This window comes from Pedobacter sp. UYP24 (assembly GCF_054057295.1).
Genome location: NZ_JBSRZD010000002.1, coordinates 690013 through 707469 on the forward strand (window position 1 = coordinate 690013; position 17457 = coordinate 707469).

At 38.6% G+C, this 17457-nt stretch carries 15 protein-coding genes; 12 read left to right on the top strand and 3 right to left on the bottom strand.

Going from position 1 to position 17457, the window contains the following annotated elements:
* Positions 1–305 precede the first annotated feature (305 nt).
* The 10 genes from hisG to ACVWYN_RS07750 all read left to right on the top strand — a co-directional run bounded on the left by hisG (position 306) and on the right by ACVWYN_RS07750 (position 8789).
* Positions 306–1157 (top strand): ATP phosphoribosyltransferase, encoded by an 852-nt coding sequence (gene hisG, locus ACVWYN_RS07705; protein ID WP_457288255.1) that lies wholly within the window; start codon positions 306–308, stop codon positions 1155–1157.
* A gap of 4 nt (positions 1158–1161) precedes the next feature.
* Positions 1162–2460 carry a histidinol dehydrogenase gene (hisD, locus tag ACVWYN_RS07710; RefSeq protein ID WP_457288256.1) on the top strand — a complete coding sequence of 433 codons (1299 nt, stop codon included), beginning with the start codon at positions 1162–1164 and terminating at the stop codon, positions 2458–2460.
* Positions 2450–3502 carry a histidinol-phosphate transaminase gene (hisC, locus tag ACVWYN_RS07715; protein WP_457288257.1) on the top strand — a complete coding sequence of 351 codons (1053 nt, stop codon included), beginning with the start codon at positions 2450–2452 and terminating at the stop codon, positions 3500–3502. Before hisD ends, hisC begins: the two co-directional genes overlap by 11 nt.
* 3 nt (positions 3503–3505) lie before the next feature.
* Complete coding sequence (gene hisB / locus ACVWYN_RS07720; RefSeq protein WP_457288258.1) at positions 3506–4639, top strand: bifunctional histidinol-phosphatase/imidazoleglycerol-phosphate dehydratase HisB; 1134 nt, start codon at positions 3506–3508, stop codon at positions 4637–4639.
* Positions 4639–5232: an imidazole glycerol phosphate synthase subunit HisH gene (gene hisH, locus ACVWYN_RS07725; RefSeq protein ID WP_457288259.1), complete on the top strand. Its 594-nt coding sequence runs from the start codon at positions 4639–4641 to the stop codon at positions 5230–5232. The genes hisB and hisH overlap by 1 nt, the downstream gene beginning before the upstream one ends.
* Position 5233: 1 nt before the next feature.
* Positions 5234–5983 (top strand): 1-(5-phosphoribosyl)-5-[(5-phosphoribosylamino)methylideneamino]imidazole-4-carboxamide isomerase, encoded by a 750-nt coding sequence (gene hisA / locus ACVWYN_RS07730; protein ID WP_457288260.1) that lies wholly within the window; start codon positions 5234–5236, stop codon positions 5981–5983.
* A 4-nt stretch (positions 5984–5987) separates the two neighbouring features.
* Complete coding sequence (gene hisF, locus ACVWYN_RS07735) at positions 5988–6743, top strand: imidazole glycerol phosphate synthase subunit HisF (RefSeq protein WP_457288261.1); 756 nt, start codon at positions 5988–5990, stop codon at positions 6741–6743.
* Positions 6740–7336 carry a bifunctional phosphoribosyl-AMP cyclohydrolase/phosphoribosyl-ATP diphosphatase HisIE gene (gene hisIE, locus ACVWYN_RS07740; RefSeq protein WP_457288262.1) on the top strand — a complete coding sequence of 199 codons (597 nt, stop codon included), beginning with the start codon at positions 6740–6742 and terminating at the stop codon, positions 7334–7336. The genes hisF and hisIE overlap by 4 nt, the downstream gene beginning before the upstream one ends.
* On the top strand, positions 7337–8236 hold the full coding sequence (locus ACVWYN_RS07745) for a WD40 repeat domain-containing protein (protein ID WP_457288263.1): 900 nt from the start codon (positions 7337–7339) through the stop codon (positions 8234–8236).
* A gap of 76 nt (positions 8237–8312) precedes the next feature.
* Positions 8313–8789 (top strand): OsmC family protein, encoded by a 477-nt coding sequence (locus ACVWYN_RS07750; protein ID WP_457288264.1) that lies wholly within the window; start codon positions 8313–8315, stop codon positions 8787–8789.
* Between the two features lie 6 nt (positions 8790–8795).
* Here the strand turns inward: ACVWYN_RS07750 and ACVWYN_RS07755 are convergent, their stop codons facing one another.
* Positions 8796–14519: an alpha-2-macroglobulin family protein gene (locus tag ACVWYN_RS07755; protein WP_457288265.1), complete on the bottom strand. Its 5724-nt coding sequence runs from the start codon at positions 14517–14519 to the stop codon at positions 8796–8798.
* Between the two features lie 32 nt (positions 14520–14551).
* On the bottom strand, positions 14552–15331 hold the full coding sequence (locus ACVWYN_RS07760; protein WP_457288266.1) for a C40 family peptidase: 780 nt from the start codon (positions 15329–15331) through the stop codon (positions 14552–14554).
* Positions 15332–15413: 82 nt separating this feature from the next.
* Here ACVWYN_RS07760 and ACVWYN_RS07765 point away from each other — a divergent pair, with 82 nt between their 5' ends.
* Entirely contained in the window at positions 15414–15866 is a 453-nt protein-coding gene (locus tag ACVWYN_RS07765) for a universal stress protein (RefSeq protein ID WP_457288267.1), read from the top strand.
* Between the two features lie 52 nt (positions 15867–15918).
* On the opposite strand, the gene ACVWYN_RS07770 is transcribed toward ACVWYN_RS07765, so the two are convergent.
* On the bottom strand, positions 15919–16269 hold the full coding sequence (locus ACVWYN_RS07770; protein ID WP_457288268.1) for a 4Fe-4S binding protein: 351 nt from the start codon (positions 16267–16269) through the stop codon (positions 15919–15921).
* A gap of 77 nt (positions 16270–16346) precedes the next feature.
* Between ACVWYN_RS07770 and ACVWYN_RS07775 the strand changes: the two genes are divergently transcribed.
* A complete protein-coding gene (locus ACVWYN_RS07775) occupies positions 16347–17366 on the top strand; it encodes an acyl-CoA reductase (protein ID WP_457288269.1) in 1020 nt (339 codons plus the stop codon).
* Positions 17367–17457 lie beyond the last annotated feature (91 nt).

Below are 17457 nucleotides of genomic sequence, written 5' to 3' on the forward strand. Positions count from 1 at the left end.
GATTTGCCAATGACTAATAAAAATGCTGTGAATATGAACTGGCATTTGACTTAATGCCTGATGCGTACATCATCATTCGAGGAAATTAATCTTTTTTGATTTTCAATATCTATTTATATATTTGCATCTCCTCAAGATGCTAGTCATTATTGGAAAGGAAATAAAAAAATAAAAATGATTACAAGTTTGAACCATCACTTACATTTGCACCATCGCCAATTGGCGATGTATATGTAATGTTTTGTACTTCAAAACTTGTTTCCGACCTATTTTCCTGTTCAATTCAATAATTCAAAAAGCACAAATTGAAAACACTTAAAATCGCTATCCAGAAATCGGGTAGGTTAAACGAAAAATCAGTAGAGATCCTTAAAAATTGTGGTCTATCTTTTGAAAACTATAAAAGCTCACTCATATCCAGCGTTACCAACTTTCCATTAGAAATTCTCTTTCTTAGGGATGATGATATACCTGAATATGTTCAGGATGGTATTGCCGACCTGGGTATTGTTGGTGAAAATGTTATTGTAGAAACCGGGGCGCAAGTTACCTACCTGCAAAAACTGGGCTTTGGTAAATGCACCTTAAAAATTGCAATTCCTAACGAAAGTCAGATTACCGAAGTTGCTCAGCTCGCAGGCAAAGCAATAGCAACTTCCTACCCCCTTATCCTTGAAAAATATCTTAAAGAAAACAATGTCGAAGCAGAGGTTCGCACCATTTCCGGATCTGTAGAGATTGGTCCGGGTCTTGGCCTGAGTGATGCAATATGCGACATTGTTTCTACCGGCGGAACCTTAAAAAGCAACGGACTAAAACCCTTCTCTGAAGTGATGAAATCTGAAGCTGTTCTAATTGGAAAAGAAGGTTCAGACCTACTACCTGAAGTTCAGGAATTACTGCAAAGAATCCGTTCTGTACTGCGGGCTAAAGAGACTAAATATGTGGTTTTAAACGTAGCAAAAAGTAACCTGAAAAATGTGGTTGATCTATTGCCTGGAGTTAAAAGTCCGACTGTAGTTCCACTGTTTGATGATGAATGGGTTGCTGTACATTCCGTAATTGCTGAGCATGATTTTTGGGAAAAAATAAATGCACTTAAGGCAGCTGGTGCTGAAGGAATTGTGGTAATGCCAATCGAGAAAATCATTTCTTAATACAATGAAAATCTACAGGTATAACGAACTATCTAAACAGGAGATTGAAGACCTCTGCTTAAGGCAGTTGGAAGATGATGACGTCATATCACAAAGTGTATCCACTATTGTAAATAAGGTAAAAGCTGAAGGTGATGTTGCCTTATTTGATTTTGCTTTAAAATTTGACAAGGTGCATCTTGAGCAGTTGTTTATAGCACAAGATGAGATTGAAGCAATTGCACTTACTATCCCCGATGAAGCAAAAAAAGCAATTGACGTTGCTTATGCTAACATAGAAAAATTCCATTCATCGCAGGTTATAAAGGAAGAAAAAGTAGAGACGATGACAGGTGTAAATTGTTGGCGGGAAACTAGGGCAATTGACAAAGTTGGACTCTATATTCCGGGTGGATCAGCCGTTTTGCCCAGCACTTTTTTAATGCTTGGAGTTCCGGCAAAACTTGCAGGTTGCAAAGAAATTATAGTATGCTCCCCTCCTCAAAAGGATGGCAAAACAAATTGCTATGTTGCGTATTGCGCCATGAAGTTAGGCGTCAAAAAAATATACCTGGTGGGCGGTGCACAAGCAGTAGCTGCAATGGCTTATGGTACCGAAACAGTACCTAAAGTGCATAAGATTTTTGGTCCGGGAAACCGTTACGTAACCCAAGCAAAACAATTGGTACAATCTACCGCTATGACTGCTATTGACATGCCTGCAGGACCTTCAGAAGTATTGGTAATTGCAGATGAAACTGCAAATCCTGCATTCGTAGCGTCCGACCTATTGGCCCAGGCAGAACATGGTGCGGATAGTCAGGCTATCCTGGTAGCAACTTCTTCATCGATTGTAGCGCAAGTGTTAGAACAACTTGATCAACAGCTGGAATTGTTGCCCAGAAAAGAGATTACTGCATTAGCAGTTGCCAATTCCTACGCTATTGTAGTGGATACCCTAGAAGAGGCGATGGAGTTTAGCAATGTTTATGCACCCGAACATCTGATTTTAGCTACAGAAAGTTACGGAATGCTTATTCCACTAATCAGCAACGCAGGCTCCGTATTTTTAGGAAACTTAACACCGGAAAGTGCAGGCGATTATGCTTCAGGAACAAACCACACTTTACCTACAAGCGGTTTCGCAAAAGCATATTCAGGTGTTTCCATGGATTCCTTTGTCAAGAAGATCACTTTTCAGCACATCAGTGATACCGGTTTAAAAAATATAGGTAATACAGTAGAAGTGCTGGCTGCGGCAGAAGGCCTGGACGCACACAAGAATGCAATAACTATTCGTTTAAAATCAAAAGATGGATATTAATAATTTACAACGAGAAAACATCAAAAACCTGAAGCCGTACTCAACTGCCAGGGATGAATATAAAGGACAAGCCAGCGTGTTTTTAGACGCCAATGAAAATAGCTACGGCTCGCCCCTCGGCAAAAACTACAACCGCTATCCTGACCCACTACAACTGGACCTTAAAGATGCCATCAGCAAAATTAAAGGAGTTCCTATTGAAAATACTTTTTTAGGCAATGGAAGTGATGAGGCTATAGACTTGCTTTACCGGGCATTTTGTGAGCCAGGAAAAGACAATGTGATCATTCTGCCCCCTACTTATGGCATGTATGAGGTTTCTGCAAACATCAATAATGTGGAAATAAGGAAGGTTAATTTGTTACCTACCTTTCAACTGGATTTGGATGGTATTGCTGAGGCTATTGATGAAAACACCAAACTCATCTTCATTTGCTCGCCAAACAATCCTACTGGTAATTCTATTGTTCGAACCGATATTGAGACCGTACTGGCTAATTTTAAAGGGTTGGTGGTTATTGATGAAGCCTACATCAATTATGCGAAACAACGTACATTCATTAACGAATTAACAGAGTATCCCAACCTGGTTGTCATGCAAACTTTTTCTAAAGCATGGGGACTCGCGGCGTTACGTTTGGGAATGGCTTTTGCTGCCAGACCGGTCATCGACATCTTGAATAAAGTTAAACCGCCATACAATATCAATCAAGCCACTCAAGATATCGCTTTAGAAGCATTGGGAAATATTGCACAGGTAAACGACTGGATAAAAATTACTGTTGAACAAAGGGAACAACTCAGTGTGGATTTGAGGGAGTTGAAAATGGTTAAAAAAGTATACCCATCTGATGCCAATTTTATATTGGTGGAAGTGGAGGAAGCTTTAAACACCTATAATGCACTTGTAGAAAATGGCATTATTTTGAGGGACAGATCTAAAGTTACGCTTTGCGAAGGTTGCCTGCGTATTACCATAGGTACGGAGAAAGAAAATGAAATATTGCTCCAGGCAATGAAATCCATTGAGAATAAAAAATAGTTTATGAAAAGAGTATTATTTATAGACCGTGACGGTACGCTTGACATTGAACCTGATGATGAGCAGGTAGATTCCTTTGCCAAGCTGAAGTTTTATCCAAAAGCATTGTACTATTTATCAAAAATAGCTGCTGAGCTAGATTATGAGCTGGTTATGGTGACCAATCAGGATGGATTAGGCACTCCTGCTAATCCAGAAGAAACCTTCTGGCCTATCCATAACTTTATCCTGGAGACTTTTGCTGGTGAAGGGGTGGTATTTAAGGAAGTGATCATTGACCGCACTTTTGCAAAAGACAATTCGCCAACGCGTAAACCGGGAACGGGACTATTACTCCATTACTTTAGTGATGATTACGACCTTAAGAATTCTTATGTAATTGGCGATAGGCTTAATGATGTTATTCTTGCTAAAAACTTAGGCGCAAAAGCCATCTGGCTACGTAATAACGATCTTCTTGGCGCCAATGAACTAATGGAGAAGGCCGACACACTCAGTGATGTTATCGCATTGCAAACCCAAAACTGGGTAGATATATACACCATGCTGAGGGCAGGTGCCAGGACCGTTTTGCATGAACGCAATACCAACGAAACAAAGATTAATATACAGATTGACCTGGATGGTACAGGAAAGGCAGAGATTTCGACAGGATTGAATTTCTTTGACCACATGCTGGACCAGATAGCCAGGCATGGCAGTATGGATTTGAAAATTGTAACTAAAGGTGATCTTCATATTGATGAACACCATACCATTGAAGATACAGGCATTGCCTTGGGAGAGGCTTTTGCAAAGGCAATTGGCAATAAATTGGGATTGGAACGTTACGGATTTTGCTTGCCAATGGACGATTGCCTGGCACAGGCTGCTATAGACTTTGGCGGTCGCGCATGGATTGTATGGGAAGCAGAGTTTAAACGCGAAAAGGTTGGCGACGTACCTACAGAAATGTTTTACCATTTCTTTAAATCTTTTAGTGATGCTGCAAAATGCAACCTGAACATTAAAGCCGAAGGCGACAACGAACACCACAAAATAGAAGCAATCTTTAAAGCATTTGCAAAAGCGATTAAGATGGCAATAAAAAGAGATGCAGAAAAACTGGTATTACCAAGCACTAAAGGAATGCTATAATGATTGGAATTGTAAACTACGGGGCAGGTAATATTTTCTCCTTAACATCAGCCCTTGAGCGACTAAATTTGCCTTATGGCATGATCAATGAGAAAGGCGATCTGGATAAATATAGCCACGTGATTATACCAGGAGTTGGCCATGCAGGTGCTGCAATGCAAAAACTGGAACAGACTGGACTAGTTGAACCTATAAAAACCCTTACAAAGCCTGTTCTGGGAATTTGTGTAGGGATGCAATTGATTACCGCTCACTCTGAAGAAGGCGATGCAAATATGATGGGAATTGTACCGGTAAAAACCAAGTTATTTAATAAAGATCTGGGCATAAAAATACCACATATGGGCTGGAACAATATCAGTCATCAAAACAGCTCTTTATTTGAAGGAATCGAGAATGGTTCACAATTTTACTTCGTTCATTCGTACTTTATTGAATATAACCCTACTTTTGACATCGCAACAGCAGACTATGGATTAACCTTCTCTGCGGGAGTGCAAAAAGGTAATTTTTATGGCGTACAGTTCCATCCGGAGAAATCTGGTGCAGCTGGAGAACGCCTGTTAAAGAATTTTTCAAACTTAAAAGAGTAAAATGTATATAATCCCTGCAATTGATATTTTAGATGGAAAAGTTGTTCGCTTAAGAGAAGGCGATTACGATCAGAAAACTGTGTACGACGTTTCCATTGCTGAAATGATAGAGACCTACCGTTCCAACGGTACTGAATTTATACATATCATTGATTTAAATGGCGCTAAAGGTGATTTTAGCAATCAGGCTGAGCTGTTTGAAATCATCCGAAAAACGGATATGCGTGTGCAGTATGGAGGTGGTATCAGGACGATTAAGCAAGTAACTGACCTATTAGATGCAGGCATACACCGTGTTATTGTAGGTACCCAAGCCATTACAAATCCAGACTTTTTACGTGAACTGAGTGAAGAGGTAGGAAAGAAGTATGACTATGCCAACCGTATTGTAGTTGCGATTGACGTATTGGATGAAGTGATAAAATACTCTGGATGGATGGAAAGCTCTCCCATCAAATTAATGGATTATGTTGATAAATGCCTGCAACTTGGATTCTTCAGGTTTTTGTGCACAGATATTAACAAAGATGGAAAACTGGGTGGTGCAGCGGTTGACCTTTATAGAAAACTTTTGGAACATTCTCCGTTTATAAAGCTGATTGCTTCGGGTGGTATCAGTTCCATGAAGGACATTGAGGAGTTGGCCGAATTTGACATACGCTCTGTTGTGGTTGGTAAAGCCATTTACGAAAATAGAATTTCCATTGATGAGATTAAAGAATGGAATTTACGGCAAATGACATCCCTTTAAACAAATGCTGAGCAAACGCATCATTCCTTGCTTAGACGTTAAGGATGGAAGAACAGTTAAAGGAGTAAACTTTGTTGATTTGCGTGATGCAGGTGATCCGGTTGAACTTGCTTGGCAATACGCACAACAGGGTGCCGATGAACTTGTCTTCCTGGACATTACCGCAACCCATGAGCGCCGCGGCACTACGATAGAAATGGTAAAGTCTGTAGCGCGTCAACTGAACATTCCTTTTACAATTGGTGGTGGAATTACCTCCGTTGCAGATGCAGAAGCACTATTAAACTCTGGTGCCGATAAAATAAGCATCAACTCTGCAGCAGTAAGAAACCCTGCACTAATTGAGGAACTGGCGAAAGCCTTCGGTGTACAGTTTGTAGTACTTGCTGTAGATACCAAACTGGTTGACGGACGGAACATGGTGCATTTGAATGGAGGCAGACTGATCACTGAGCTGGAAACGGCCGACTGGATCTTAAAAGCCGAAGGTTTGGGTGCAGGTGAGATACTGCTTACTTCGATGGATCATGATGGCACCAAGAATGGATTTGACTGTACGTTGCTTGATCAGGTTGCAAAATCAATTAATATACCCGTTATCGCCTCTGGTGGTGCGGGACAGGTAGCGCACTTTACCGACTTATTTTTGACTACAGGTGTTGATGCTGCCCTTGCCGCATCCGTATTTCATTATGGAGAGATCCCTATTCCCTATTTAAAAGAAGAATTAAAGAAACACAATATACCCGTGAGGTTATGACAATAGATTTCGATAAAACGCAAGGTTTGGTTCCTGTAATTATACAGGATGCACAAACGCTTGAAGTATTAATGCTGGGTTATATGAACCAGGAAGCACTGGATAAAACCGAAGCTGAAGGGAAGGTAACTTTCTTTTCCCGTACAAAGAATAGACTGTGGACCAAAGGTGAAGAAAGTGGAAACTTTCTTTTTGTAAAAGAAATGTATGTTGATTGTGATAACGATACGATTTTAATAAAGGCTAGTCCGGTAGGACCTACTTGCCATACAGGATCCCGCAGCTGCTTTAATACCAATTACAACCAGAACTTTATTTTTGAACTGGAGCAAATCATTGGCGATCGTTATGATAATCCTTCTGAAGAATCCTATGTTAATAAACTGCGTAAGAAGGGATTGAATAAAATTGCACAGAAAGTAGGTGAAGAGGGAGTTGAGACGGTAATAGCAGCCCTTGCAGAAACTGATGTTGATTTTATAAATGAAAGCTCAGATCTGATGTTCCATCTATTGGTATTACTAAAGGAAAAAGGTAAAACATTAGCTGATATAGGAACTAACCTGGAAGGCAGGCATCTTAAAAAATTATAAATGTTAAAACACTTGCACACTTTAAGCGGTCACCAAAACCCAATTTATGCCTTAGCTAACGGGATTGAAGAAAATACGTTTTATAGTGCGGGTAATGACAAAGGCGTTGTGGAATGGTCTCTTGACACCATGTCTTTTGTAAAAGTACTGGTGCCGGTACAAAGTTCGGTTTATGCACTTCACAGGCATGAGAATTTACTTTTCATCGCACAAAGAAGCGGACTGGTCTTAGTCTTTAACCTGCTGGAGCAAAAGATAGAAGCAACCCTAAACTTCCATAAAAAGGCTGTATTTGATCTTAAAACAATTAATTATAAACAAGAGCTGTTAAGTACTGGCGAAGATGGTGTAGTGGCAGTATGGTCTCTTAAGGATTATTCACTGTTATATAATTTTCCAGTAATCAATGACACCGTTCGTTGTATAGCAGTCAGCAACACCGAAACTGAAATTGCTTTGGGCTGTAAAGATAGTGTAGTTAGGATCTATAACTCTTCAGACTATAGCCTTATCCATGAATTGAAAGCCCACAAATTACCTGTTACCGCTTTGCAATACGGACCTGATGGAAAATTTTTGATATCTGGCGGTCGCGATGCACAGCTAAAAATCTGGAGCCTGCCTGATTATGAACTTACCAATAATATTGCTGCGCATATGTTTGGTATATATACCATTGCCTGGCATCCTACACAACACTACTTTGCCACTTGCAGTCAGGATAAAGGTATAAAGCTCTGGGACAGTGAAGATTTTAGACTTTACAAGATCATGAGCCTTGAAAAAAATACGGAAGGCCACTTCCATTCTATCAATAAACTGATCTGGAGTACCAATGGAAAATACCTGATCTCTACAGGAGATGATCGGCAGGTAATTATTTGGACGTTCAACCCTTAATTTTTATCATCTATTCATCTAAACCCCTAACTAAACCAAAGATTTTTCTTAGATTGTATTAACCAATTATAATATTATGTCTAAGGAACATCAGTACAAGACCAGCCTTACATGGACTGGAAATAAGGGCTCAGGAACAATGGATTACCGTTCTTACGAAAGAAGCTATGTGATTTCGGTGGAGTATAAACCGGATATAAATGGTTCATCAGACTCTGAATTTATGGGCGACAAAACCAAACATAATCCTGAAGATTTGTTGGTCTCCTCATTATCCTCCTGCCACATGCTATGGTATTTACATTTGTGTTCTCAAAATGCCATAGTGGTACTTGACTATAAAGATATGGCAGTTGGTAAGATGATAGAAGAAGTTAACGGCATTGGCCGTTTTACTGAAGTTACCCTCTATCCTGTAGTCACTATAACAAACGAAGCTCATATCGAGAAAGCGAACTCACTACATGAAGAAGCGCACAAAATGTGCTTTATAGCCAACTCATGTAATTTCCCTGTATTGCATGAAGCAAAATATATAATAGAGAAGTCTTAGCCCAAGTTAGTTTATAGCTACTTTCTTAATGCCTTCCCTTCCATAAAATGTAGGAAAATACATAAGCTCTGCCTTGGCAGGATTTACGGTATACTTACCCGTGTATCTCGGCATGAGCTGCACTTCAAAAACATATTTCCCTATCTTTAAACCTGCACAGAATACAGAAGTTTTGTTTTTGAAGTATTCTCTGTGGGTTTCAATACCACCATACTCCTGTTTTTTGGAATAATAAGAACATCCTGCGGGAATTGGTATTTCTACCATGACATAATTCGCATCTGCTTTCACCTCAACCTCTACCTCTAAGGTAGTAATCGCACCGGCCTTAAGTTGTGTTACCTTAACCCCATTTTGAAGGAATGATGTATTTACGGTAAAGTCCTGAGATACCTTCTTAGGTACTGGGTTTTGAAATTGCTGGTAAGCTGTGAAATAAATAGGGGCTTTACCTTTTTTATCAACAGTCAAACTTCCAGCACCTATGTTCTTCGTCAATGGAAAAGAATTGACTTTATCGGCTTTGTTTAGCACTAAACTTGTCTCATCCATATGAAGTCCTGATGCAAGTAGCTCTGGAAGGATGGTTTCCAATATCAAAGAAGACTCATAAGTATTTCTCCATTGTCCATCCCTCCTTTGTTCGAGAAAATATCTGGCTATTTGATCAAGCTCAGATTGATGATGCCCATCTGTCTTCAAGATCTTATAGGCCAATAAGCTATTTTGAATGCTGTTATCCCAAAATTTATTAGAAGGCTCGCCCCAATAGGAATTACCAAGCAAGGTCTTCCTTTTAATGCTCAGCAGCCAGTCTATCGCTACAGGCATCCCTAAAGATTGTTTCATCTCCATCAACTGGAGTTTTTCAATAAGCGATACCGCCTTATTGTTTTTCTGCCTATCTATGATTTCATTTTCAAAGTATGATACCCAATCCGATGCTTTACTGTAATTGCCTTTCAGTAATTTCAGCATTTTCAATGCATAAAATTGATCTGCTTGTTTTTTCTCGGCCATTCCCGCTAATATGGCACTTGTCATGTGAGCAGTATCTATCGATATTTTATAACCTTGGGCACCGGCTTTGAGCAGGGCTTGTATGGAATGTAAACTAATCCAATATTCGGGATTACTGTCCTGCCACCAACCCCATAAATTACTTGTAGTTGCAGCTGACTGTATTTTTTTTATGAGCACCTTTATTTGTCGTTCTTCTTTAAACGCGATATGTAGGGATGAGCTAATTTGACGTTCCAACAATAAGGCCTTCAATTTTGAAGCTAGTTGTTCGTTACAAAGATATTCATAACTGCTAATCTTTTCTATCTCGTCCAGGAGCACAGGAAATATGGATCGTTCTGCATGAAGAGTAACATTTCCCAAAGCAGGATCAAAGTTGTAGACCAAAGAGGTGTCTGCTAAAAGCACATCAAATTTACCAACAGATTCCTGGACTCCTGTTGAAAATACCGGTATTTTACGGAGTTCTCCGTCGAAATAACCGTTGGATTTTTCCATAGAATATTGAAAGGTTAGGCTGTCCGTATCCGTTCCATTCGCTACAACAGCAATTGTATCTATATTGGCATTTTTGAACTTAACCAATCCATTAATCAGCTCCTTTCCATTATAAGTGAATTTTCTAGTGGCCTGTTCTTCAGACAAACCATAATTCATTAGTTTCCCAATAACATAGATGGAATCTCCCTTTAATGCAAAAAGTGGTGCGGAAAAACTGGCGCTCAGTGTTTTAAAGGATTTAATTTCTGATTTATCGATACCAGATTGTTTATTCCCATTAATTGCCACAACACGGGTTGTCCAACTGGTGATATCATCAGGAAAAGTCACCTTAAAACTGGCTTTTCCATTTTCATCGGTGATTAGCCTGGGCTGCCAGAAGGCGTAATCAGAAAAATTATTTCGCATGGTTTGTTGCTGATAAATTCCATTAGCAGCGCCGCTCACATTTAGTGAAGTAATCACTATGACTCCATTGGCTCCAGCTGTGCCGTATAAGCTTATGGCTTCTTTATCTTTTAGCACTTCGATGGACTGAATATTATCTGCTGCTAAATCTGCGAATTTGCCATTAAACACTTTGCCATCCAATATGTAAAGGGGCTCTTCTCCTAAAGATCCATTTTGACTACCTGAGGACCCAGTTCCGCTAATTGTGCTTAATCCCCTGATATTTGTAGAACCACGCATTCCCGGAGCACCATTATTATTCGAATACCCACGGATAACTACCTCATCATATAAACCATCTCTACTTTCTTTCATTTTAATCAACAGGTTGTATGTTTGACGAATTCGGATGACTTGCTTATCGTAGGAAATATATGAAATTGTTAACTTACCCCTTTTTGGCACCATGATATCGAATTTACCATCCGTTTGGGCTACACCAATAACCTTAAGGACATTTCCTACCTGGACAGATATATATGCCCCTCCCATTGGCTCTCCCGTTGCCGCATCAACTACACTTCCAGCCATCCTGATTACTCTCAAACTTTTGTCTAGTGTAGTTATGTTTTCGGCTATTGTGGGTTGCTTTATGAAATCTTTAGGATAAGATTCGACAGTTCTTTCGCCCGCGGATTTAATTTCCCTATCCAATCCAATACTTATTTCATCAGGGCCTAGTACCTTAACATCCTTAATGTGGTAGTAATTTTGTCCATAGGCTTTAACCTCTATTCCATCTACCAAAATATAACGATTATCTTCCAATAGGAACAGCAACCTGTAATTTGCAGGTTTCAATGTAAATAGTGCTCCCCAATCCCCAGGCTGAATATACCTATACCCCTTATCTGAATCTGTATAGACAACTGTATTTTTGATATATGAAAGTTTTTTTAGGATGGAAGGGTCAATAACTACCTTAAGAACCCCGTAGTTTGTACCTGTAATCGAAGGGTTTTTAACCAGCGACTCAGAGCGACTACGTGAATTCAGGTAGTTATTCCATATGCTGTCAATTGCATTCTGTACCAATGGCTTTTGCTGGTAATCCCTGTTCTCATTCCCTTTACTCATACTAAAATATAAAGGGAATACCGGCTTAACTTCTCGTTTAATGATCCTGTCTGGCAGAAATCCATAAACATAACCATCTTCTTTATTGAAGCTCTGGTGAATTGGTCCGGAGTTAAACTTTAAACCTGTTGCCGCTAAAGGACCAATCAATAAATCATGTCTCTTATAGGGGTTAGGTGGTGGATTGACTAAAAGCGTTTGTGTGTTATCTGAAATAGTGGATTTAGCCCCTTCAAAATTATCATAGAGCAAAATCATGTATTTTGACAATTTGTCCCGTTCATCAACAGTAAGAAAAGGAGAAACATCTGTTACTTTGGCTTTAGTATTGTCCAAACTTGGTTTAATAGCTAATGTAATGCGTTCACCGCCATTAAAGTTACCGTTGTATGCAATTTCATGATCTATTGTCCGCAACCTAATTTGGTGGTTCCCCGGCTTTATTCTGAATGCATACCTTTTTAGCTGTTCTGACTGACTAAAATATACCGGAACATCATCAACATAAATGATATGAACTGGTTCAATCTCCCCTCCTTTGACCACAAAAGGAACTAGCACCGAAGCTGTGTCTTTAACAGATTCTTTAAAAACTTCAAGTTCTGACGCGTTGATAAATCTATAAAACGCCAGCGTATCCAATCCAAGTCGTTGGCCCCATTTATCCCATTCCAGCTGTTGCTGTCCTTCCAGCTGAACACGTTGTACGCTATTACTTTTTTGTTGCCTTATAAAAGTTTTCTCAAATATTGGCAAATACGGGTCTTGGCTTCCTCTAAATTTCGAAGTATGCGCATATGCGGTAATATCTGTTTTTGGTACCGGCTTGCCATTTACATCTGAAACCATTACTTCCATGTCAACAGTTTGCCCTGGATAAACCACTAAGGGCGTTTTTAACGAAACGCTCAGCGGGTGTAAGTCATAACTTGCCCTAAAGGATTTTTGGTCAATACCTCCTGCCCAATTATAATTCAAGACAACTTCAGCAGACTTCGAACTATTGAACTTAAAAACAGTGTCTAAATGATTTGAGTAGCCCTGAAGAACCACATCATTATTTGAAAAAACAGTGTACCAAAATGGAAGTCTGCCTTTATTGTCTACATGTATATTTAATGAATCTTTAGAAAGCACAGCGGTAGGCTTTAAACCGGAATTAAAATTCCACAGATACTGTTCATATACATTTCCATCAGAAAGTCGGATTTTGTACCTATTTACCCTACCGTCTATTGGTATCTTAACTGGCAAGTTAATATGACTTGAATCAGCCGTAGCATAGTCCGTATAAACCGCATATAATTTTGCCCGTTGCGGCTGACTTTTCCCGTTAACTTTAAAGTCTAAAAGCAGGCTATCTTTGTTTAAAATTAGCACTAACGCTCCTTCATGTAGTTTATAGGAAAAGTTGCTATTTGCCTCTATTCGCTCATTGTTGCTATTAAAAAAGACGACATTGACTTGTACATCTACATCTGCTTTGGGAAAAATGTTTTCAGGCAATACTAGCTTGGTTTCGCCCAATGGATCCAGAACCTTTTTTGTTGCGAATAACGTGTCCCTGACAAAAACATCATCAGCAGCAAAATTTGAAGGCGAAGAACTCCTTAGGGTAACTTCTATTCGGCCATCTGGCACAGCGAGGCCATTCTCATCTGTTGCTTTTACATACAGGGTTGCTGGCATTCCAGGGTAATAGGTTTGCTGATCTGTACGTATCGCAAGATTTGTTGCTTTTAATTCATAATCTTCAAACTTAAACGATCCCAAAACTACATCTCGCCATTCTCCATGGAGATTTTCCTTAAATGTTAAATTCTGTGTGTAGTCTAATTTCAATTTCAAACTGTCATTCAACACAAAACTACCTTCATATCCCCCATCGCGGTAAGGCACTAATGATGTAACAAATACTTCTTTTCCTTTAGTATTACCCACATAGACATGCAGCATCTTGCTTTTGATCGCTTTGCCTGATTTAGTCATTAAAAATGTTTTGAATTTAACGGTATCCCCTGGCCTGTATATAGGCTTGTTAAAAATTAAAGTTCCACGATACTTTTCCTCATCATCTTCTTCTGATCTACCACTTCTCACTGATTTTGCCTTAAATAATTTGCTAAAAAAAGAGATTTTCTTTACGCCTTCAGTCCCATCATAAAAACGGAAATAACTATTAACGCCCTGATAAGATATCGTAATAATAGGTTGCTTACCTTGATTTTTACCTGGGTAAGCATGTATTTGTTTATTAAACCTGGTTACCGAATTGTTAATGCGCGCTTCTGCATCATAAATTTGGTTTCCCTTAAGATCAGTTACTAAAAACTTGAAGTTCTTTCCGTCTTTTAAAAATTTAACATTTACGTTAGAAACGGAATAGAGTTGATAATGGAGCTTGCTTTTAATAGCATTTACCACTAAATAATTCCCATAAGACAGTTTCTTATACTTGATAAGCCCGCGTTCAATTTTGAAGGTATCAACTACGGTGTGTAAGAAACTGTCATTTATTTCCAGCTGTCTATTGCTTGCAATTTTAAATATTTCTGCATTGGTAAGTTTATAAACCAGGCTATATGAACTACCTGTGCTACTTTGGCTTAACGAGTTTTGTGCAAACGAACATTTGACGGTCGCCAATACAAAAAGAAGAGAGAGAAAAGGAAATTTCATTTGGTTATTTATTTATGAAAATACTAAAAAAATTAAACAAAGCGTTTAATAATTCTAAGCTTATGGGTGTAGCGATTTAGTTCATTACTGTAAATACCCTGACCATCTATAGGGTCTACTTTAACCTTCCCGGATGCATGAATGATCTCCGAAGAATTTAGCATGATACCAACATGTATGATCTTCCCTTCATCGTTATCAAAAAATGCAACATCTCCAGGCTGTACTTCCTGAAGGAAATCGACTATTAGGCCTTCTTCTGCTTGTTGCCATGCATCTCTTCTCAGTTTGATACCATTTAATTTAAAAACAATTTGCACAAATCCAGAACAATCTATACCAAAAAGACTTCGTCCACCCCATAGATATGGGGTATTTAGAAAAAACCGGGCGCTAGTTATCAGCTTCTCCAAATCAGTAAAAACAAATCTGGCAGGCGTGAATTCGACAATTAAGGACTTATCACCAATAAAGCAGATGCCATCTTTAAATAAAGGTAAGTTACACCCAGGACTAAGATAATAATTGCTACCATCAGCATCTGTTAAAATATTTAATGGATTGGCTGGAACAATATACTGGCAATCTGAATTAGCAGAAAATACGGCCTCGTTTATTGGCTCAAGTTGCTTGAAATCCATCCAGCCTTCGTAATCATCATAGGTACTTTTAATATGCCACCAATGACCCTTCTTTTCTATAATTTCTACCTGGTCCCCAAAAAGTAATTGTGAAGCAATTTCCGCTTTATCAGAAGGTGTTGATCGTAACGGCGCAATAGCCACCTTGCATATTCCATATATCTGATCCATAATCTATTTCAATGTTATAAAAGTAAACTTTTGAGAAGTTAATTTGTTATACATATTATAATAAAACTTAATTCTTACGAAGATGAACCTCAAAAAAATATTGATAGCTGTTGACAATAGTACATGCTCTGAAAAGGCGGCAAAGGCAGGTTACGAACTGGCTAAAACATTTGGATCTGAGGTTGCATTGGTTAACATTATAGAACCCGTGCCAGCCAATGTTAACCCTGACCTGACGCTTGCACCAGTTTTTTTGGATACTTACGACAATAGTGAGGAAAACAGTCACGTTTTGTTAAAAGAGATTGAAAACAAGTTTAGTAACGGAGTGCCTACAACTTATTTTAGCGTAATTGACAGTGCTGCACATGGCATCATCAGACAAGCGGAGGAATATGCGGCTGACCTAATTGTAATAGGTACCTATGGAAGGACGGGATTATATCATTTTCTAATGGGAAGTGTTGCAGAACATGTAGCCAGAAAATCAGCTTGTCCTGTTTTAATTATACCAAACAAGTTTGAAGATAAATAGTTTATAAAAAAAGGGCACCATTATGATGCCCTTTACTATTTTATTTTGGATATCAGCCTTCCTGATGTAACCAGGTTTTTTTAGCTAACAATTCCTCTACTGTTTCGCGTACATCTTCATCATCAATACAGCAATCAACCGGACATACAGCTGCGCATTGTGGCTCATCATGAAAACCTTTACACTCTGTACATTTGTCTGATACAATATAGTAAACCTCATCAGATACTGCATCTTGAGCAGCATCCGCTTCGATTTTCTTACCACCAAAATCAATAACACCATTTAAATTGGTACCATCAGAAAATCTCCAAGCCGTGCCTGCGTCATAAATTGCATTATTCGGGCATTCAGGCTCACATGCTCCGCAGTTAATACATTCGTCTGTTATTATAATAGCCATGTCTTCGTTTAATTCTATTTGCTAAGTTTACCTTTGCAACGCAAATATAACACTTAAACTTTAAAATTGTTGGAAATATGCCAATCCTTACCGCTGAACAATTAATTATTGCATTTAATAAACTTAGCACCTTTATCTCACAACCTACCGACGAGCTTGATGAGCTACTTTACAACGTAAGAAATAGCAACGCATGGTTTACACAGGAGGAGGTAAAAAAAGCGCTAAATGCTTTAGCTGAAATGCTTAATTCAGAGGATCTTAAAATCTGGTTTAAAGATATTGAGATAAGTTCATCCCCTAAGAAAATAGGTTTGATATTGGCTGGGAATATTCCGCTGGTGGGTTTTCACGATGTACTTTGTGTACTGGCAACGGGAAATATAGCAATGATTAAACTTTCCACTGCTGATGATAAGCTTTTGCCTGCAATGCTTTCTAAATTAGTTGAAATAGAACCTATGCTTTCCGCTCAAATCATCTATGCAGAACGATTAAAGGATTTTAATGCCATTATTGCAACAGGCAGTAATAATACATCCAGATATTTTGAACACTATTTTGGAAACGTACCTAATATTATAAGAAAAAACCGCACTAGTGTGGCTGTATTGACAGGCAATGAAACTCCTCATGATATTGAAGAGTTGGGGCACGATTTATTCGATTATTTTGGACTGGGTTGCAGAAATGTATCCAAGATTTATATTCCTGAAAATTACGATATTAAATTTTTCTTTGAACCGATTGAGAAATATAAAGACATCATCAATCATTTTAAATACAACAACAATTACGATTATAACAAATCCATTTACCTTGTAAACAATGCGACTCACTTTGATAATGGCTTTTTGCTATTAAAAGAAGATCAAGGGTTCTCATCACCACTTGCGGTTTTATATTTTGAGAAATACAATGACCTAAAAGATGTTGAACTTATTTTACAAGCAGCAGAAGAAAACCTGCAATGTATAGTGAGTGTTGCAAAATTGAATATTGAAGGTCTTGTGTCTAATTTTGGTGAAACTCAGCACCCAAAACTTTGGGATTATGCCGACAACGTAAATACCATAGACTTCATAAAAACGCTGTAAATAAAAAGTTGGGACGTTATCAATATTTAGAAGTATATTGATTAGAATAAACCTTACATGTGAAACTCAACTACCATCTTAAATTTTATTG